Genomic DNA, 23,036 nt, shown 5'->3' with positions numbered 1-23,036 from the left:
GAATGGAAAATTCAGCGATAGAAACTTTGTTGGCCGAGTTAGATGGCCAAGGGATATTTGTGTATTTACAAGACGGGCGTCTTAAGCTCAGGAGTCGCAATAGCGATATTCCCGCAGAAAAGTTAGCGCTGATACGTGCCCACAAATCTGAGTTAATCACCTACATGCAAAGGCACCATCAAAAGATAGGTAGGTTATCACGGGCTCAGCAACGTATTTGGTTTTTAGATAAGTATGAAAATGAGCTCAGTGCATATAATATGGCTGGCCTGTTGAAATTGTCTCAGCCGTTTTCCAAAGCACAAGTTGAGCTGGCGATAAATACAGTGTTGCAGCAACATGACGTACTCCGTAGTCGATTTCGTCAAGATGGTGAAGTCGTTAAACAGGTCGTTGATCAAGAGGCTGTATTGCATGTCAGTGAGATTTTGGCCACAGTGGACGTTGACAACGAGGTGGCGACTGCGCTAATTCAAGAGCAACTTCAACACCGTTTTGATCTGGCATCCGATCTATTAGTGCAAGCAAGCTTAATCACCCATCAAGGCCGCGGAGAGTGGTTATACCTGTGCATGCATCACATTGTGGCAGATGGTTGGTCGATCAAACTCTTTACGCAAGCTCTGTTGGATGAACTAGCTGGCGCTCAGCACCAAGCTCCAGCATTGCAGTATTTGGATTTTGTCCATTGGGAAAGTCAGTATCAACAAACGGCTGAGTACCAATCACAGCTTGCATATTGGCAATCTTCTTTGGCAGATTTTACGGTGTTTGAGTTGCCAACTAGCACGCCACGTGGCGTTTATAAGCATTATCAAGGCGCTCAGCTCAGTTTATTATTGAGCGATGATGAATCTTTACAGTTTAGTCACCACTGCCAAGCACTCGGGATCACCTCTTTTGCAGGCTATCTCGGGATCTTTTACGCTTTACTTTATCGCTATAGCCAAAGCGAAGACATTACAGTGGGTGTACCGGTACTGAATCGTGAACATCACGATTTTGAGTCTATAATTGGGTGTTTTATCAACACGTTACCTATGCGGATTAACGTCTCGGGCGAATTATCACTGCACGAGTTTCTTAAGCAAACACAAGCTCAGTCTGTTGAAAGCTTGGCGAATCAAGCGGTTGCGGTTGAAGATATTATTGATGCGATGGATCTGGCAAAGTCCACCTCACATTCTGCACTATTTCAAATCTTATTCAATTACAACGGGGTAGCCAAACAGTCCCTATCTAGTGGTACTTTGACTGGCGCTTTGCAAGCGTTGGATAATCGCACTGCAAAATATGATTTAACATTGAGTATCAACGATGTTCAGCGTGGTACAGAACTGTGTTTTGACTATGCAAGTACCTTGTTTGATAGACAGTTTGTTGCGCAATTTGCCAATGATTATAAGGCTATCATTAACGACGTTTTAAATAACAAAGGGGATGTGCCACTCAGTCAAATTAAGCTGTTGTCAACTCACATGATAGACAGCATATCGGCATTTTCCGCTGCTGGGGTTGATGCGCCAACAACGGTGATTGAAGCCATTTATCAAGGTGCACAAGCACACCCCAATAACACAGCTTTAATTCAGGCAAGCACAGATGCATCGCATGTTGCTAAAGCTTTGACCTATAGCACACTTTGCGCACAAGTGGATGTGTTGGCAGGCCTTTTACTGGGCGAAATTGAGGGGAGGGGAGCCCCACTAACTTTGTTGGTAAGCAAAGAAGTGGACAGTGTTATTTGGATGCTGAGTGCTATGCGCGCTGGCATCACTTACTTGCCAATTGATAGCACAACGCCTGTTGCGCGTATTTTAGAGATAATGAGCCAAGCAAACAGTGATTGGTTGTTAGCACCTGACGCTCATAGGGAAGGGCTGCGGGAGTTAGAATCGCATAGTATAAAAGTCCTCAGTCCTAATTTGCTTGGCAATGTGCAAGCTGATAGCACAGTTATTGCGTTCCCTAATGCAGGTGATATCGCCTATATCATGTTTACCTCAGGTAGTACTGGCAAGCCAAAGGGGGCTGAGCTTAGCCATGAAGCGCTTGCGCAGTATGTCGCTGGCGTGTCTGAGTACGCCGAGTTTGGCAATGACACTTGCGCGGGTGTAGTCACTGGGCTTGCAACAGATCTCGGCTTAACAGGTATATTCCCTGTGCTTGCAGGTGGCGGCAGCGTCGTTTTAAGCAATACTCATGAGCCCGCTATTTTAGTGGACTCGCTAGTTAAACACGGTGTCAATTTTGTAAAACTCACACCTTCTTTCACCAAAGAGTTGTTGCCTTGGCTTATGTCCGTTGATGGACTCAAGATAACGCAGTGGGTTTTAGGCGGAGAGTCCTTGAGTACGCAGTTGGTGACTGATTTATATTCATTACCAAGTACAGAGCGCATACTTAATCACTATGGTCCGACTGAGACGTGCATTGGTGTCTGCGCCTTTGAAGTACCAAAAGGGTTTAACAAGTATAGTGTGCCCATAGGGCAGCCGTTTTCACATGCCTCATTTGCAATATTAGATGCTGGGCTACAACCGGTGCCACGCGGCACACCGGGTGAGCTTTTTATTGGTGGATCAAGTGTGGCACTGGGCTATGTGAATGATGAAACGCAAACAGCTAAGAGCTTTGTGCACCTTGTTGGGAGTGATGGTCAGTCACAGCGCTATTATCGCACTGGTGATCGAGTGAAGTGCAATTTTGAGAATCAAATTGAATTTTTGAATCGTTTGGACAAGCAGCCTAAAATCAATGGCTTTAGAGTCGACTTGGCTGATATTGAAGCAAAACTGTCGTCGCTGCCAGAGGTGAGCTCTGCTGCCGTGATCCATCGTGAGGTATCAGGCACGGAAACTCTGCTGGGATATTTTATTGCCAGCGACAATAATCTCGACTCGTCGTATATCCGCCACCAGCTAAAACAGTTATTGCCTGCGCATTTAATTCCGACTTACCTCATCAGACTGAACAGTCTGCCCAAATTGGCAAATGGCAAAATAGATCGTGCGCATTTACAACAGCTAACATTGTCTTTGAATGACGAAAGTCAGGCACCACAAACGCCATTGCAACGACAATTAATTGCCCTGTTTGAGTCTATTACAGGATGTACCGGCATTGGCATTACGCACAGTTTTTTCAGTGTCGGGGGCCATTCTTTGTTGGCCATGCGCCTGTTGAATGAAATAACAGAAACATTTTCAGTGACATTGAGTTTAAAAGAGATTTTTGCAAACCCCAGTGTTGCCGATTTAGCTGAATGCATAAAAGCGTATGAAGTGGGTACTGCACAGGTTGAACTGCGTAATGTGGCTGAAACATCGCAATATCCCTTGTCATTCGCACAGCAACGCATATGGTTCGTAGACCATATTCAGGGTCACAGCCATCAATATAACCTGCAAGGCGTTTACACTTTGAAGGGCCCTTTGAACTTAAGGTGTTTAGAGCAGGCATTTATTCAGGTTATTGAGACACAAAAGATACTGACCTTTAACTATCATCAAGACGCAGGTGGGAATGTATATCAAACCCACAATTCAGCGCTCACGTTTGAGCTGGGCTTTGAAGATTTAAGTGCAATGCCCTCACGAGCTCAATCACATCAAGTCGCCCAAACAGTCGCGCATGATGCTGAGCTGTCTTTTAATTTGTCTACTGAGCTACTGCTGCGGGCGAAAGTGCAAAAGCTGGCTGAGCAAGAGCATGTGCTGCTTATCACTATGCACCACATAGTATCAGATGGGTGGTCCATTGGTTTATTGGCACAAGCGATAGGTGAAGCGTATGGCCGCTTACTGTCAGGGTTGGCCCATGCCCCCAAAGCTCTGCAATATTCATACATGGACTACATAGACTGGCAACTGCGGGTTGCACAGTCGGAAAAATGGCAATCCAGCTTAGCATTTTGGCAAAAAGAGTTAGATGCGTTGCCGCTTGAGCATGCATTACCTACCGATAGAGATAGGCCAAATCAGGTAATTCAAGGAGGCGGTTTACTTTGTATTGAATTGCCAAAGGCCTTGCGACAATCACTCAAGGCATTTTGCCATGAATCTGGTTACACCCTATTTCAGGTTTTAAAAACGGTGTTTAGCCTTTGGCTAAGCCGTGCACAGCAGCGGCGTGAAGTGGTCATTGCCACACCGGTATCAGGCCGTTCAATGCAAGCATTTGAACCGCTGATTGGTAATTTTATCAATACGTTAATTTTAAGAGACCGACACACAGATAATATCGACTTTTTGACTGCACTGAGCCAGACGCAAGCACAATTGGCAACAGTGCAACAGCACCAAGATATTCCCTTTGATACGTTAGTTGACGAGTTGAAAGTAGCACGTAGTTTGGCGTTGCACCCTTTGTCGCAAATAGTGTTTAGGGTGAATAATGAAGTAAACGAAGCGCTGCAGCTCGATGGTCTTGACGTGGCACTACATACGCAAACCACACGCAATGCAAAGTTGGACTTAGAGGTCTCGGTCATTGATAGTGAGGCGCATTGCGTGATTGAGTGGCTGTACGATACAGCACTTTGGGATGAGCAAAGTATCGTGGCGTTTAGTGAGCAATATCAGCTGGTGTTACAGCAGTGTTTGGCTGATCCAGAGGTGGTGCTATCGCAGTTGCAATTGTGGTCATTACAGGCTCAGCAATTGTTTATTACCAAGTCTCAATCGATAGAGTTTGTGCATTCAGAGCCTCGATCTTGGGCAAATCAGGTTTCAGATGCAGCGACTCGCTACCCCGATCGCGATGCGCTGTATTTTGGTGATACAAAATTCACCTACCACGCTTTAGAGCAGATCTCTAACCAGCTTGCGCACTGCTTACTGGAAATGGCGTTTCCTGCACAAAGCCGCATAGCTTTGCTTTTGGAATCTGGGCCACTTATACCCATTGCGATGCTAGGTATTGCCAAAGCGGGTCATGTTTATGTACCGCTGCATGGTGATACACCAACAAAAGTATTGGCGCATATTGTAGAAGATGCCGAGGTGATGCTGACATTGGCTATGAGTGAAGAAGCCGAAAAGCTAATTGAAGCAGGTACTGACTTTTTATTATTGGATGATGCACTTGAAGAAGACTCTTTGCTTAGTGCTTATCCATCTCACTTGCCCAGTGCTGATGAATTAGCAGTCTGTGCATTGCCCGAAGCGGAAAGACTCAGTTATATCATTTATACCTCAGGTTCTACGGGTACGCCAAAAGGAGTGCCTATTTCACAGGGTAATCTACAAGGGTATTTGCAACATGCACAACGTCAATATTTAGGAGCACAGCTACAGTTAGCAGGTGCGGTAATGAGCACGCCTGTGGCATTTGATGCGACAATTACGGCGATTATGCCAGCTTTAATGTCAGGCACGTCACTGACTATTGTGCATCAAGGTGCCGAATTGATCCCCGAGATCATTCAGCTGTTGTGGCAAGATGAAGCGCGTCTATTTAAGTTAACTCCCGCACATTTACGCGCTGTTTTGGCGCTCTCTAGCGAGTCCAGTGAGTGCCTGACACCACACACGGTGGTTGTGGGTGGAGAAATGCTTGAAAGTGACTTGATTGCTGCACTGCGAATGAAGTTACCTCATTGTCGTTGGATAAATGAATACGGGCCTACCGAAACCACTGTTGGCGTCAGTGTTTTTGAAGTTACAAATGAGATGTCCCCTGAGCAATTGCGGGCCACTAAAGACGTGCCCATTGGTCTGCCTATTGAGGGCGTTAATATGTTGGTTGTTGACGAGTTTGATCAGCCTGTGGTCCGTAATATGCCCGGAGAGTTACTGATAGCGGGCAAGGTGGTGAGTGCAGGTTATATCAATCAGCCTGAGTTAACAGCGCAAAAATTTGGCGTGCGTAAGGTGGCCCAAATGCACGAGCAACATTGTTACCGATCAGGGGATGTCGTGAAGTGGCATCTAGATGATAACGGATGGCCCCAGCACCTGCGTTATCTTGGCCGAGCGGATGAGCAAGTTAAATTGCGTGGCTACCGAGTAGATTTAGACGCTGTTTTACATTGTATTCGGGCAATTCCAGAGGTGGGCGACTGCGCGCTCACTATTGACGACAAACAGCAGGCCATTGTCGCACATATCGTATTTAAATCTGGAGCCCAGCTTGGTGAACGAGCTGTGCGTCAACAGCTTGCTAACGAGTTGCCACCGTACATGTTGCCGGCGGTGTATCACTCTGTTGATGTTATTCCTCTGACACGCAACGGAAAAGTCGATAAACAAGCTTTGATCGATGTGCAGCGTGACAATTTAATACGCAGTATTAATAAGCCTTGTACGCATCCAGAGGCGTTGACTGACGTGGAGCAGTATTTACTGAATTTATATAGTGAAGTACTGCTAACGGGTCAAATTGGACTCGATGATAGCTTTTTTGAGTTAGGTGGACACTCTTTGCTGGCCATTCGCCTAATCAGCCAAATTAGGCAAGAAAAACAAATTGATATTACATTGCCACAGTTATTTAAAACACCCAGTATTAGTGCTTTAGCTGCTGTTTTACCACAGTTTGAAAAGCTAACAAAAGAGCAAGAAATTACCGTAGCGTCCAGGTCTGACACACTACCTCTGTCATTTGCTCAACAAAGGTTGTGGTTAATTGACCAACTGCAAACAGGCAGCGCGCAATACCATATGCCTGCAAGCTTTATATTCACAGGAGAATTTGACCTCTGTGCCTTTAGTGCGGCGTTAGCCAGTGTGATCGATAGGCATGAAGTATTGCGCTCTATCATCCTCCCAGGAGCCAGCAAAGAGGCCCCAGAGCAATTACCGCGCAAGCAGGTTGAGACGCCACTAGTATATGAAGACCTCTCGATGTTGCCCGCCAGTGAACAAGCTCAAAAGGAAAATCAGTTGGTCACACAAGTTTGCAATAAGCCATTTGATTTGAGCCAGGACGTCATGTTGCGTGTCACCGTCATTAAGCGAGAGGAGCAAAAATACTGGGTGCATTTTAATATGCACCATATTGCCAGCGATGGTTGGTCAATGGCGATTTTAGTACGCGAGTTAATTGCTTTTTATCGCTATCATAGTGACGAGAAAAACTTCCCGCTACCTAGTCACCTAGCTAAACCGCTCGCGATACAATATGCCGACTTTGCCCACTGGCAGCGCCAAGAAGCCGTAACACAAACGCAAACTGCTGCACTTGAATACTGGAAACAGGTCCTTGATGACTGTCCTGTACTACACCAATTACCGCTAGATTATGCACGCCCTAAAGTACAGTTGTTGACGGGGCTACGTCATAACATGGCATTGGATGCCACCACTACAGCCGCTATTCGAGCGCACTGTCAGGCACAAGGGGTGACTCTGTTTATGTGGTTGCACAGCGCCTTTACGTTATTAGTCATGCGATTAAGTGGGGTCAATGATGTGACGATTGGCTCACCTGTTGCGGGCAGAGAGCAGCAGGCTTTAAATGATTTAATTGGTTTTTTTGTAAACACTTTAGTGATCCGCGGTAAAGTGGATAAGGCACTGACATTCAACGCATGGTTAGCACAACAGAAGGATATTATTCTAGGTGCATTCAAGCATCAGGCATTGCCGTTTGAGCAGCTGGTCGAGGCACTAACACCCCAACGGAGTTTGAGTCATCAGCCACTATTTCAAATATTATTTGCGTTGCAAAACAATGAAACTGCAGATTTTGCTCTGCCCCATCTACATATTGAAATGGAGCCTGCTGAAGCTCCAAGCATGAAATTTGACCTTGAAGTGAATGCCATTGAGCGAGGAGATGGTATTGAGCTTGAGTGGAATTTCAGTAGTGCGCTTTTCAGCAAGCAAACAATTGCTGGTTTTGCGCAAGCATTTACCCAGTTGATTGAGTCGGCATTGCAAACCCCCGACTTGCTTGTGAGCCAATTACCGATTCTCAGCGATGCTCAGCAAACAGCGATGGTTCATGCTGGGGCGATGGCAAAAGCGCATGAACACGCACCATTATGCCTACATGACAGGTTTGAAAACATTGCTTACCTGCAAAAAAATAAACAAGCGGTGAGCGATAGCAAAGGGGCAAGCCTAAGTTATGGTGAACTTTGGCAACGCTCAGGTGAACTGGCAAGTCACTTATTACAACAAGGTGTGAAGGCAGGTCAGCGGGTAGCGGTGTGCCTCTCACCTTCTGCGGATATGGCCATTTCCTTGTTAGCGATTTTACGGTCAGGGTGTGCGTATGTGCCCATAGATCCCAAATTACCTTCTCAGCGTATCCAGTTTATTTTGCAAGATAGCCTTGCGACAGGACTTATCACTCGAAATGAACTAAAACAAACATTAGCCAATCTCTCTGACTCTATAGAACAAACACCGCTGACTTTGTTTTGCATCGATGAAGTGGACGCTTGGCAAAATAGTGAAGGGGATTTACCAAAGTCGAAAGTGAGTGATGTGGCTTACATGATTTATACCTCGGGCACGACGGGTCAACCAAAGGGGGTAAAAATCACACATCACAATTTATATCACTATTTGTCCTACGTTGTCAGAGATTATACCAATTGCGATTTGGTGAGCAGTGTTGTGAGTACGCCTCTCGCATTTGATGCGACGGTGACCTCATTGTGGGGTGGGCTGTTAGCCGGTATGGGCATTGAATTTTTAGATGATAGCGAGCAAATGTTACCGCAACTTGCGAAACACTTGTTTTCGGATAATGCCAAGCTATTTAAAGTGACGCCAGCACATTTACAAGGCGCTTACGAAATTGCGAAACAGATGTCCTTGCAACGCACATTTAACGCTAAGCATCAAGTGGTGATAGGGGGAGAGGCGCTGACTTGCGAAGTCCTAAACAACCTCAGTAAGTTTATACCCAAAGCTCTGTGGATCAATGAGTACGGCCCTACCGAGACTACGGTAGGTACCTGCGTTTACCATTGTAACCGGGATACACTACGGATGTTAAATAACGCCCATATACGGCAAGTCCCCATTGGCATACCACTGCCCCACAGCCAGTGTGTGGTGCTAGATGCTGAGCAGCAACTGGTGCCACAGGGCGTCAGTGGTGAGTTATATATTTGTGGAGAGGGAGTTACGCCTGGTTACATGACAGACCTACCGCAATATCAAGAAAAATTTGTAAATTTGACCTTCGGAGTGCAAAAAGACAGCTTGCGATATTATCGCACTGGCGACAAAGCACGGTGGATTGTTGATCCCATTTCGAAAAAACTTCAGTTAAGTTTTGAAGGGCGAACGGATGAACAAATAAAACTGCGGGGTTATCGCATTGAACTTCATGAAATTGAGCATTACTTAAAGCAGTTCACTGAGGTTGCTGATGCCTGTGTATTGCTCAATGAAAAGCAGGACAACCTTGAAGGGTTTATTGTGAGCAATAATGTTGAGTTGGAGGGCACTTGCGCGAAGTTGCTTAGTGAAGCAGAGCTAGCGCAATTACAAGCGCAACTCGCGACGCAATTGCCTGCTTATATGTTGCCTCATCGAATAATTCAAGTGGCAAGTATCCCCCTGACAGTCAACGGTAAAGTAGATACGCAGAAGCTACGGAGTGTGGCGCACAACATATGTGCACAGCGTGAGGTGGTGACACCGCAAACGGAACTAGAACACTCATTACTCACCATTTTCATGCAGGTTCTTGATGTACCTCAGTGTGGCGTGACAGATAGTTTCTTTGTGATGGGCGGGCACTCTTTACTGGCTGTTCAGTGTGTTGGCCTGATTCAAGAGCAACTGGGTGTCACGATGCCAATGCGGATATTGTTTGAACGGCCGAGTGTTGCAGCGCTGGCGAAATGGATGCGTATTCATGCCTCTCTTGAATCGGTGACTGAAGAAGCGCGTTCTTCCGACTCTTCGAGCGGCTCCTCGAGCGATTCTTCGAACGATTCTTCAGAGGAGATGTTTCTGTGAACAGTGTTGAATTGCAAGAAATTGAGTCGCTCATTGCCGAAGCTCTGGATGCAGGCGTCACTCTATACGCAAAAGACGGACGTTTGGCGTTTCGGCAAAAAAACGAGTTTCCGGCGTCATTAAAACAACGTGTTGTGGCGAAAAAGCCACAACTGCTTCGCTACTTTGCGCTGCAAAGCCGCGAAGGAAGCAACGCAACATTGGTTGATATACCTAAAGCGACAGCGACAAAGTATTTACCGCTTAGCTATGCACAAGAAGGACTGTGGTTCATTGAACAATTGCAAGGCAGTCGCCAGTATTACATGCCTGCTGAGTTTCATTTACGTGGCCTGATCGATGTCAGTGCATTTAGACAAGCTGTGCGTTTGGTGATAGCGCGTCATGAGAGTTTACGCAGTACATTTCATGCAGACAGCGGTTCTCAAGGCCGCCCGTACATAAAAGTGCAGTCCGAGTTTGAAACACCGTTTGAGTTCTTTGATGCTGGTCATTTAGGCGATGAGAAAAGTGCAGACATTCGCGCACGGTTAGAGCACTTTCAAGCGTTAGCATTTGATTTGTCAAAAGACGTTTTAATCCGTGTTTTATTGGTTTCAGATAATGATCAGCACTGGTTGGCTTTTAACATGCACCACATTGTGTCAGATGGTGCCTCTATGGCGAATTTGGTCAAAGAAGTTGCCCATTTTTATGGTGCGTTAGTTCACCAAGAAGCAGTGTCTTTACCGCCACTAGCTTGTCAGTTTAGTGATTATGCACAGTGGCAAAAAGCGCATTTCAATGAGGCTTATTTCGAACGCCATATCGATTATTTTAAACGTATTTTAGAAGACAAATCACCCTTACAATCGCTACCTACAGATAAGCCCAGAGCCGCACTTCAAACTGAACAAGGGGCTCGTTTTACGCAAGTATTATCGGTATCGCTAAGCCGCGCGCTAATATCACTTTCGGCATCACAACAAAACTCTCTGTTTATGTGGTTTATGAGTGCATTTATGTTGTTTATTGGCCGTATTAATCAGCAATCTAGAGTGCTTATCGGTACGCCTGTTTTGGGGCGAGATCATCCACAACTTGAACAGCTGATAGGTTTGTTTGTCAATACGCTGATTATCGAGGCCAAGATAGACCCGCAACAAGCGTTTTCCCAGTGGCAATCCGCTCAACAAGCCCGCATTCTAGAGGCGTTAGAATATCGCAGTTTACCATTTGATAGAGTGGTTGAACTGGCGTCGGATAGCCGTGATTTAAGCCATCACCCCGTTGTCCAAATTTTGTTTTCCCTGACCCAAGGACAAGAGACAAAGTTGTGTTTACCGGGTTTAGAGGTTGTCGAGTCATCATCAAAAGATACTGATCCCATCGCGGTAAAATGTGACTTAGAGTTACATGTTCAACATCAAGATGACGAGTTAGTGTTGAACTGGAAATATGACCGCAATTTATATGAGCGAGAGACCATTGCACATTGGGCTCAGAGTTTTGAAGTTATGTTAAGCGGCATTGTGGCTGCGCCGCATACTTCTGTTGGTCAGCTTCCATTGCTCAATGAAGTACAAAAACAAGCGATGTTAGTGCGGGCTCACTCCCAACAAGCACACTGGCCCCAGCAGGCGAGCATTGTGTCACTGTTCGAGCAGCAGGTAGATAAATTTTCAAATAGAATTGCACTCACGGATACAGAATCGACATTGAGTTATGCACAGCTCAGTCAACGGGTTGATAAATTAGCTGGTGGGCTGCAAGCGCATGGCTTAATGCCTGAGCAATTGGTGCCAGTGAGCTTATCTCGTGGCGTAGACATGGTCGTGACCTTATTGGCCATTCTTAAAGCGGGAGGCGCGTATGTGCCTATCGATCCCAATTACCCGGTTGAGCGGATAGAATATATTGTCAGTGATGTTGGCAGTGAATTATTGGTATGTGATAGGCATACACAGGACTTATTTGCACACTTTGAAGTGGCATGCGTAAGTGTAGAAAGCTTGCTCTCAATGCCATCGCATCCGCTTTTTCAGCCAGTCCCTATCCGCCCGCAGCAGCTTGCCTATATGATTTATACATCCGGCACCACAGGTAAGCCGAAAGGGGTTCAAATCGAGCACCGCCATGTTGTGCGTTTATTGCACCCCGAGCCCAGTTTGTTTGACTTTAATGAGCAAGATGTGTGGACCATGTTTCACTCATTTTGTTTTGATTTCTCGGTTTGGGAGATGTACGGCGCTTTATTGTTTGGCGGTAAGCTGGTGATGGTTAAGCAAGACGTATATAAAGACACGACCGCATTTGCGCAGTTGTTATTATCTGAGCAAGTAACGGTTTTAAATCAAACCCCGAGCGCATTCTACGTGCTGCAGTCTTGTATACAATCTTTGCAGTCTCAATCCGCGATATCCCCAGCGGTGCGCTATGTCATTTTTGGCGGTGAGGCACTGCAACCTAATAAAGTTAAGCCGTGGAACGCAATGCTGCCTAATTGTCAGCTGATCAATATGTATGGTATTACTGAGACCACCGTACATGTGACATTCAAGCGCTTGAACCAGAAAGATTTAGCATTGGGGTCGAGTAATATTGGTCAGCCTATTCCAACAACCACTTGTTATGTTTTGGACAGTAACCAACAGTTGCTTCCTCAAGGGGCTATTGGTGAGCTTTATGTAGGCGGTGAAGGTGTTGGGCGAGGTTACTGGCAGCGACCAGAGCTAAATAGCACTCGTTTTTTTGAGGCAAGTTTATCTGCTCAGCATTGTGAACGCCTATATCGCTCAGGTGATTTAGTGAGGATGTTACCCAATGGAGAAATGACTTACGTTGGGCGCATCGACGATCAAGTTAAAGTACGTGGCTATCGTATTGAATTGGGCGAAATTGAAAATCAGCTGAGGCGACATGACTGGATACAAGAAGCGGTCGTACTTTTAAACACCAAAGCGCAACAAGGCGCGACGATCGAAGCTTTTGTGACAGAACAGCAGAGCGCTCAATTTCAAAATATGACACAAGAGTTAAAGCAATTTCTTAAAACGACTTTACCTGATTTTATGCTTCCTCGTAGCGTAACCCGTGTGGCAAAGATCCCGCTAACAGGCAACGGTAAAGTAGATAAACAGCAATTACTTAAACTCGTTGAGTATGATTCGCTAACCACCACCTTCGAAGCGCCAAAGAGTGACCTTGAGTATCTTGTCGCCAATGCATTTAAACAGGTTTTAAAGTGCCAACAGGTGGGCCGACAAGATGACTTTTTTAGTTTAGGTGGTCACTCCTTATTAGCTGTAGAACTGATGAATTTTCTACAGTCGAAAGAACAAGTATCTGTTTCATTGAAGGATATCTTCCAGTTTCCTAGTGTCGTGTCGCTCGCACAGTGGATTGCACAAGCCAAGTTACAAACGGATGTTGTGGAAGCTGTCGAGATTCCAAAATCTTCAGACACTCAAAGAGCGCAATTGTCATATGCTCAGCAGCGGCTCTGGACTTTGGATGCCATTAAAGCCCCACAACAAGATACAGCGCTATACCATGTACCACTATTATTCGAAATCGAAGGGCGGCTCGATTGCCAGGCGTTAGAGCGGGCTTGGCTTCAAGTCGTTAATCGCCATGAGGTTTTACGTACAGTTTATAAAGAGTCGGCACACAAAGAGGTGGTACAGCAAGTGCTCCCCATACAGCAAATGCCCATAAATGTACTCGATATGAATGGTGCAAGTACCTCAGAAGTGGAGTTGGCTTGGCTTAAAATGCAAAGAGATGACAGCCAAAAGAGTTTTGAACTAGACCAAGATCTCATGGTTCGGGTGTATTTGTTAAAAGCCTCTCCACTTCATTATAAGTTGTTGATTAATATTCATCATATTGCCTGTGATGCTCATTCGTTACGGCTGATTGTGAAGGATCTAACGCAAGCGTATGCGGACATACTAGCGGGTAAATCAGCTCGCGCTAGCGCCCCATCTACAAGCAAAATAAGTTATATCGATTATGCGAATTGGCAAAGAACCAGCCTGCAGGGACAAGCATATGAAAGGTTATGTGCGTTTTGGCAAACCCAGTTAGCCGATGCGCCCGTTGTCCATCAGTTGCCGCTCGACAAAGCACGCAAAAAGCAAGTTGAGCAACTCGGTGGGCAGTATATACACCTATTGAATGAGCAGCGGGCTGCCCAAATAACGGCCCAATGTCAAAGCTTGGGGGTTAGCGCCTTTATCTGGCTACACAGTTTATTTTCGCTATGTGTTGCGCGTTTCAGCCATTGCCAAGACGTCGTGGTTGGTTCGCCATTTTCAGGGCGAACTACACATCAACTAGATGATGTGGTTGGTTTTTTTGTTAACACGTTGCCAATACGTATGCGCTTTGATGAGCAGATGACGTGGCAAGAATTAATCGCGCAACAAAAATCAGCTATTTTGGCGGTCCACCAAAACCAAGATATGCCGTTTGAAAGAATCGTAGATGTGCTGCGTCAGCCGCGCGATTTGAGTCATCATCAAGTTTTTCAGATAAGCTTTGCCTTTGACCCAAAAGACGACAGTATGCTGGAATTAGCTGGGTTAAAGGTTACTCCCGCTGTGAAAGACCAGATAAATGCAAAGTTTGAGTTAGACCTCAGTTGCAGCGAAACTGACTCGGGGTTAAAACTCAATTGGGTATACAACAAAGCATTGTTTGAACATGCCACCATCGAGTGCTTGGCAAAGGCATTTGATGCACTGGTACAAAGTGTTTTAGCCACGCCAGACCAAAAAGTATCCATGTTGCCAATGACAGAGCAAAGCCGGTGGCAAACGGCCGTTATTCAAGGTTCTAGACAAGCGCTTGGAACTGGGAGCGTGGTTACCCAAATCCTTGGACATCGCTCAGATGCGGCAATTTGGCAGCGGACAGCATTGATTGATGTTGATGGCCGTGAAATGAGTTATCAAGCGCTAGATACGGCGTCACAACATTTGGCACAAACGTTACTTACGTCAGGTGTGCGAACAGAAGATAAAGTGCTGCTTTGCTTACCTTCTGGTATTGACTGGGTTGTTGCCATGTTTGCGGTGATGCGAATAGGCGGATGTTATGTTCCATTAGATCCGAATTACCCAGAGGCACGAATACGTCATATCGCTGAAGATAGTGGGTGTAAGTGTGTAATTACTTACGCTTCATTTTCAAGTTCCTTATTGCCGTGTATTAGATCATCACAACAGCTTATTTTATTGGATGATGGCTCGGTGGCATCACAGTCTGTGACGCCAAACTTGCCAGTGTTAGAAATAGAAAAGTCACACCCTGCCTATGTAATTTATACATCAGGAACCACGGGGAAACCAAAAGGTGTTGTGGTGCCGCATCAAGGGTTAAGTAACCTATGCCAATGGCATCAACGTGTATTCAAAGTCGACAGTGACAGCGTTGCAACACAGACAGCCAGTGTGGCATTTGATGCCGCAACTTGGGAAGTATGGCCGTATTTGTGTGCAGGCGCCACGCTGACCTTTGTGTCACAAACCACATACAGTGACGCTCAAGCGCTAACCCAATGCATGAATGAGTTTGCTGTTACACATTGCTTTTTGGCAACGCCCATTGCGATGGCGGTGATGTCTGATAAGGCTTTTTGCCCTCGTGATTTAGCGTACCTACTGGTGGGAGGAGACAAACTCAGCAGCATTGATGTTAGTCGCTTTGACTTTAAGCTCGTCAATAACTACGGCCCTACAGAAGCAGCTGTGGTTGCAACTTCTGGTATCGTACATGGCACATTTGACGCCATGCCTGACATTGGAGGCCCGATTGATAATACTCAGTTATTCATTCTGGATAAGCACGGCCAATTACAACCACGTGGAGCGATAGGAGAGCTCTATATTTCGGGGGCAGGGTTGGCATTGGGCTACCTTAATCGCACGCAATTGACCGATGAGCGTTTTATAACTTGGCGAGCCCCTGACGGTGAAGTGATGCGGGCATTTCGTAGTGGTGACCTGGTTCGAGTACGCAAAGATGGTAGCTTAGCGTATCTTGGACGCAATGACGAACAAGTGAAATTACGAGGATATCGGATTGAACTTGACGAAATAACAGCGCAATTGCAGCTTGTTTCTGAAGTAGAAAAGTGCACCGTATTGACGTGTTTAAATGCGAACAACAACGAGCAATTAGTGGCATTTATAGTGCCGTCACACGGCACGCCAGAGCAGTTTTGTGCTCGGCATGCACAAGACCAGCTAGGTAAAGTGCTACCTAATTATATGCTTCCAAGCCACTATATAGCGCTGGCAGCTTTACCGTTGACAGCCCATGGCAAAATAGACAAACGCGCGCTACAGGCGCTTTTTGAAAGTTACAGTGCAGCGCAAACCACAGCCGTATCGTCGGTGGCGCATTCTCCTCCAACTGCTTTACAAGACCAATTATTGTCGTTGTACCGAGATGTACTAAACAGAGCTGAGTTCACAGCGCAATGCGACTTTTTTGCGTTTGGTGGTGACTCAATTCTCAGTATTCAGCTTGTGAGCCGAGCGCGTAGCTTGGGCGTTGAACTTAGTGTTTCGGATATATTCAATTATCCCAATGTGGCAAAGCTCAGCGAACATCTTGCGGCGACAGTGCAACCTGTTGAACCAAACACTCAACAAATAATTTGTAGCGGTTTTTTGGAGCCGCTACCTGCTCAACAATGGTTTTTTGAGCAAGCATTTTCAGTACCGGAGCACTGGAACCAAGCAGTCATGGTATCAGTAGATAAAACGGTCAGGTTAGCGCATATACATCAGTCTGTCGCTGGTTTGACGCGCCTTCACGACAGCTTGCGATTGGTCATAGATGACAATCGGCAGTCGAGAGCTTTGCGGTTTGAGTCAACCATAGAGCCACAGCGAGTCGCAGACGCAGTGGATATTAGCCATGTTACGAATTGGCATTCCGAGTTACAAATACAGTGCGATTTAGTACAGCAGTCATTGCGCTTTGATGGCAGTCCCCTGTTGCGAGTATTGCACATTGAAACCCCTACCAGTGAGCAGTCTAATCGCTTGATGATTGTTGCGCACCATTTACTTATTGATGGTGTTTCATGGCGGGTGTTATTAGAAGATCTCCTTCAATGTTTGCAAGCGAGTGTAAATAACCAAGCGTTGCCAGAGCGCTCAGCACAAGCGAATCTGCAGCAAATAGCGACTCATTTCAAGCACTATGCTGAACAATTTGGCAGCAACAACACTTGGTTAAATTGTGTGAAGGCGGCAAATCAGCAACACTTTTTTGCCCAATCGACAGCGAGCTCCGGTAAGGAAATCGCGCAATTACAGCTAAGCTTGTCTTACGCTCAAACACAGTCGCTCCTAACGCATGCCAATCGTCCTTATAACACCGATATTCAGACACTGTTGTTGGCAGCGCTACACTTCGCTGTGATGCAGCAGTATCAAGTGCAATCCCAAGTGGTAATGATGGAAGGGCATGGTCGAGAGTTGCTACGAGATGCATGTAAAGGCAGTGAAACCATTGGCTGGATGACAGCGATATATCCGCTGCACGTATTTGTGAACTCCAATGGTTTAGATGATGTCATCTGCGCGACCAAAGAAGCGTTGAATTCGTACCAATCAAAAGCCAGTGAGTACGGCATTCTGCGCTACATGCACCCAGATAAAATGTGCCGTGATGCGCTGCAAATAGATACGAGGCAGCTGATATTTTTCAACTATTTAGGTCAGCTTGATACCGTGCTCAGTCAACATGGGTTACTCGGTGATGCAACGGAAAGCTGTGGTACGCTGATCAGTGCAAATAATCACAGTTATTATGCTATGCAACTGACCGCAGCGGTTAATGGTAGCAGTCTGACGATAAACATGGACTACGATACGACCAAGTTGAATATGTCACAAGCTGAAGCGTTTAAAGGTGCGCTAATGCAGGCATTAGAGGCGATAGTAACTCACTGTGAAGAGATGATAAGCCGCTGCTATACGGCCAGTGATTTTCCACTGCTGCCCGCTTGTTCCCAACGTCAGCTTAATCAGTTGATCGAAAAGTACAGTGATGTTGGGGTGGCGGATATCTATCCATTGAGTCATTTACAGCAAGGAATGTGGTTTCAAAGTCAATTAAGTACGTCGGCAACCCCCCCTTATCTTGAACAAAGCCGAATGCTTTTCAAAGGTGATTTTGATTGTGAGGCATTTGCCTATGCTTGGCAGCGAGCAATTGAACAGCATAGTATCTTACGTAGTGCGTTCAATACCTTAGATGGCCAACCGATTCAGATCGTGTTAGAAAGCGGCGTACTACCGGTGCGCACTGATGACAGCCTCGATATCCCTGACAGTGAACAAAAGAATTACCTTGATACAGTGGCAGAGCAAGAATATCAGCAGGGTATTACATTGACGAGTGCGCCCTGCATGCGATTACGCTTACTCCCCATGGGCCAAAAGAGCTGCGGGTTTGTATGGACCTACCATCATATGATCATGGACGGTTGGTCGGTACCTGTACTTTTCAGTGAGATCTTGCGTTTCTATCGAGCGCGTTTAGAAGGAAGAAATGTTCCAATTGGGCTTGATAACTATGCAGATTTTATTGCGTGCTTGGATACTGAGACGCCTCAAAGCGCGATTCAGTTTTGGCAATCTTATTTACATAATGCTGATGAACCAACTTTGCTCAGTGAACATTTGAGTGCTGATGCGATGGCGGACGATGGTGAGTATAAAGAGCAAACATTACAGTTGCCGCAAGCACTGTGCAATCAAATTAGTCGCTGTAGCGCAAAGTTCGGGCTTACGGCTAACCATGTGATTCAGAGTGTATTTGCATACTGGCTGAGCGTATGTTGTCAAAGCCAATACGCTTTGTTTGGGCAAACTATTGCTGGCCGCCCGACTGAGTTAAAGAATATGGAAAGCCGCGTGGGGGCTTATATCAATACCCAAGCGGTATTGGTGCCCATTGATGTAAACATGGCTGTGCAAGATTACCTGCTGGCATGCAAAGAAAACTTTGCAGCGTTAACTGGGTTCACCCAAAGCGCGCTGAGTGAGGTGCAAAACTGTAGCAAGATAGATAACGGCCGAGACTTATTTGATGTTTTGTATGTATTTGAAAACTTTCCGCAATCGCCATTAGGTGAGCAGGCACAAATGCCGTTTGAAGTGGCGTATCGTCACGAAAAAGATCAAACACATTACCCGTTGACATTGGTGGTTTCAGGCAAAGAGGTATTGTCCCTTACCGCATGTTACCAGAGCCATTTACTCAGTGATGCAAGTGCTACACATTTCTTGGCGATGCTAGCGCTATTACTTGAAGAGGTCTGCAAGGCGCCGCAGCAAAAGTTAAACCAGCTTCCCCATGTATTGCCGAACGAGCGAGGCGCTGATAAGTCGCTGTTAGTCCCCGCAGCAAAAATAGAGGTCTCGGGTGAGAAAACCGAGGGCTCTATGCCAACGCATTGTTCCATCGCTAAGGTGTTTGAAAAGGTGGCAGCGCGATATGAACATGATGATGCGGTCGTATTTTACGACGGGGCAGCTAAAGCTCCGACACAGCGCTTAAGTTATGGCGCACTCAATAAAAAAGCTGACCAACTGGCTATGTGGTTGTCGGCGCAATTTGCCTCTTTATCGACTCAGCCAATCGTAGGAATTTGCATTGCACCTAGTGCAGACCTAATCATTAGCATACTAGCAGTATTAAAAGCAGGCGGTGCCTATCTGCCCATCACTCCTTCATTACCAGAAGCAAGAAAACGCTTGATTGCTGATAACGCAAATGCTGCGTTGATCCTTGCAGACAAACCTATTTGGCAGAATGAGCAAGCTAGCTGTGAAACCTACATGCTTAGTGACATAGAGAGCAGGCAACAGAGTGCACTTACCTGTATGGACGCGGTATCTTCACCTTCGGATCTCTGTTACGTGATTTACACTTCAGGGACGACAGGCGTGCCCAAAGGGGTGATGGTTGAGCAAAAAAGTGTGCTGAACTATGTAGGCTTTTTATCTCGACAATACAAGATTTCCAACCGAGATAACTACCTGCAGTTTGCTAGCTTTAGCTTCGATGTATTCGCCGAAGAAGTATTTTGTAGTTTATTAAATGGCGCAACGTTGGTGATGAGTGAACAGTCACGGCTATTGGATGTGCAGATGTTGAGTGCACTGAGCTATCTGGCGGATTTGACATTAATGAGCTTGCCAACCGCTTACTGGCATCAATTGAGTGCGACGTCGTTGAAATTAAACCCTCAGCTACGAGTGATTACTGTGGGTGGAGAGCAAATGCAAGTATCGGCCTTACGTGCATGGCAAAATCAACAAGGCGAGCGAATTCGATTGATCAATGCCTATGGTCCCACCGAGACAACAATATCAACGACGTTACAGGATGTAACCGCTTTTAAAGGCAATGACATTGCCATTGGTCGAGCGGTTGAAGGTGTCAAACTGCATATACTTGACTCAAACCTCAAGCCGCTGCCTGACTATGTGACAGGAGAGTTGTATGTCAGCGGTGAAGCCCTTGCTCGGGGCTATCTTGGTGATGCCGAGAAGACGGCGCGGGCTTTTATCACAGATCCAGATACCGGCCTGAGACTATACAAAACGGGTGACAAAGTCAGGCTCAATAGTCAGCACGAGCTTGTTTATATCGGTCGCAAAGACAATCAAGTGAAAGTGCGTGGCTATCGTATAGAGCTTGCAGAGGTAGAGCGTCAGCTATTGGCATTAGAAGGCGTTTGTCAATGTGCAGTGGTGGTTCGTCAAGATACGAGCAACCATACCCAGCTGGTGGCTTTTGTAGAATTGTCAGGCCAACATGTATCAACAAACGAGCTACTGATACAACTTAAAACGCAGCTACCCAGTTATATGGTTCCGCATCTCATCGTCTCGGTTGAGCATTTACCGCAAACAACAAATGGCAAACTGGACCGAAAAGCACTAGCGCAGCAAGCGTTGCAACAGAGAGCAGAGCAAGCCACCTACTTGGCACCAACAAGTGTGTTGCAAAAGAGTTTGGCGAGGCAGTTTGAGGCACTGCTTAAGGTCGAGCAGGTTGGCCTTGATGATGATTTCTTTTTACTTGGTGGTCACTCATTATTAGTGATGCGCTTAGTTGCTGAAATTGAATTACACCTAAATATCTCGGTGCCTTTGGCAACAGTGATACAAAACCCAAGTGTAGGGGCGCTTGCCAGCTATATAGAAGAGCAAAGAGCTGCACAGCGACAAAGTGAAACTCAATTGCGTACTTTGATGTGCCTCCAAGAGGGAGAGAGTGGCTTTACACCTGTTGTGCTGATTGCAGGGGCTGGTGGGATGTTGATGGCGTTTCAGCGCTTAGTGGAAGAGCTAGATTCACGGATCCCTGTTTATGGTTTACAACCTGATGAAATAGCCGATGAGCCCGCCGTTATTGGTTCGGTAGCAAGTACCGCTGCTCACTATTTACAGGCAATGCAGGCTATACAGCCGGTTCATTTAATTGGGCACTCATTTGGTAGTTTTATTGGCTATGAAATGGCGCGGCAAGCGACACGAGGTGAGATACGCTCACTGACGGTCATCGATACACCATTGCCAACTCAGCCGATGCACAGCGTTGATGAAGCGCAAATCAGTCAGTTTATGTTGGATAATCTTTGCGAATTTTTCCATTTAACACCGCGACAAAATGAGATTGCCCACTATATTCAAATGGCTGAATCGACAAAGTTAACGATCTTAGCCGAGTGGTTAGAGCAAGCAGGTATATATTTTTCTGAAGCACAACTCGAACGCTTTTATCAGACATACAGAGCGCAGCTGCTCGCGAAAGTAAACGTGAATGCGCCATTGTCAAAATTACCCATTACCGTAATTAAAGCGTCGAAGACTGCAGTGTTTGAAGGGCGAGAAATTGGATTAGATATGGGATGGCGGCGTGTGGTTAAGGACATCAAGGCATTGGAAATAGATGGTGATCACCTTTCAATTTTGCAAAACCAAGAGGCGTTAAATCACCTCGTGGTAGAGATAGAAAGTAACTACATACTGCACAAATAAATGTAAATATTATGTTGTAATTTTATCTTACCTAGTTAAGGATGGGAATAGAATGGATCAGTTACTAGCGCTCGATAATGAGGCCAGCGTGGCCGCAAGAGATAGGTTTATTCATGACCTATCGGCTCACAAGCAAAGTGGATTAGCTTGGGTGAAGAGTCATATACAAGAGATCAACGCATGGGTAGACAAGGATGGTGTGGCATTACTTCGTGGTTTGAATATCGTTAGCACCAACCAGTTTAGCAGTATTTTAGAAGCTATTTTTGGTGAGCAGTTAAGCCAATATGTATATCGTTCGTCACCGCGAACTGCACTGAGAAATAATGTTTATACCACAACAGAGTATCACGCCGATCAGGTGATCTTGCAGCACAATGAAAATGCGTACTCTAATTGCTGGCCGATGAGAATGGGGTTTTTCTGTGTTGTGCCAGCAAAAACAGGTGGTAACACGCCACTTGCTGACAGCCGAGAAGTTTACAAGCAACTACCGCTTGCTTTGCGTGACAAGTTCGAAAAGCTCGGTGTGATGTATGTCAGAAATTATGGAGACATAGACTTACCGTGGCAAGAAGTGTTTCAGACCCAAAGTAAGGAAGAAGTGGAAGCTTACTGCTGGAAGAACGACATTATTTTTGAGTGGAAATCTGACAATCACTTACAAACCAAACAAATTCGACCTGCGGTAGCAATCCATCCACAAACAAAAGAGAAGGTTTGGTTCAATCAAGCGCATTTGTTTCACTGTTCCAGCATTGATAATCAGATGCCGGAGTCGATGCGTGAAAGCATTGGGCTAGACAGGTTACCTCGCAATGCCTACTTCGGTGATGGTAGTGAGATAAGCGCGGAAGATATTGCGACGATCAATGAGGTCTATAAGTCACTAACCTTTGCCTATCAATGGCAGCGCAATGACATAATGCTACTCGACAACATGTTGTATACCCATGGCAGAGAAGCATATACCGGGACTCGTAAGGTCTTGGTGGGAATGGCCAAAGCAGCATATTAGTGCTTTGGTATAGAAGCTAGATGAGTTTTGTTAGTA

3 protein-coding genes are annotated in these 23,036 nt (G+C 45.9%); all 3 read left to right on the top strand.

From position 1 onward, the window contains the following. The first annotated feature begins 2 nt into the window (after positions 1 to 2). Genes N480_RS15465 through N480_RS15455 form a run of 3 tightly spaced genes read left to right on the top strand, consistent with a single transcriptional unit; the run spans position 3 to position 23,000 of the window. Positions 3 to 9,926 (top strand): non-ribosomal peptide synthetase, encoded by a 9,924-nt coding sequence (locus N480_RS15465; RefSeq protein ID WP_063373376.1) that lies wholly within the window; start codon positions 3 to 5, stop codon positions 9,924 to 9,926. Next, complete coding sequence (locus N480_RS15460) at positions 9,923 to 21,982, top strand: non-ribosomal peptide synthetase (RefSeq protein ID WP_063373375.1); 12,060 nt, start codon at positions 9,923 to 9,925, stop codon at positions 21,980 to 21,982. The genes N480_RS15465 and N480_RS15460 overlap by 4 nt, the downstream gene beginning before the upstream one ends. Before the next feature lie 52 nt (positions 21,983 to 22,034). Beyond that, positions 22,035 to 23,000 carry a TauD/TfdA family dioxygenase gene (locus tag N480_RS15455; protein WP_063373374.1) on the top strand — a complete coding sequence of 322 codons (966 nt, stop codon included), beginning with the start codon at positions 22,035 to 22,037 and terminating at the stop codon, positions 22,998 to 23,000. Positions 23,001 to 23,036 lie beyond the last annotated feature (36 nt).

It is taken from the genome of Pseudoalteromonas luteoviolacea S2607 (assembly GCF_001625575.1).
GTDB lineage: Bacteria > Pseudomonadota > Gammaproteobacteria > Enterobacterales > Alteromonadaceae > Pseudoalteromonas > Pseudoalteromonas luteoviolacea_E.
This window is presented reverse-complemented; position numbering and strand designations above follow the sequence as displayed.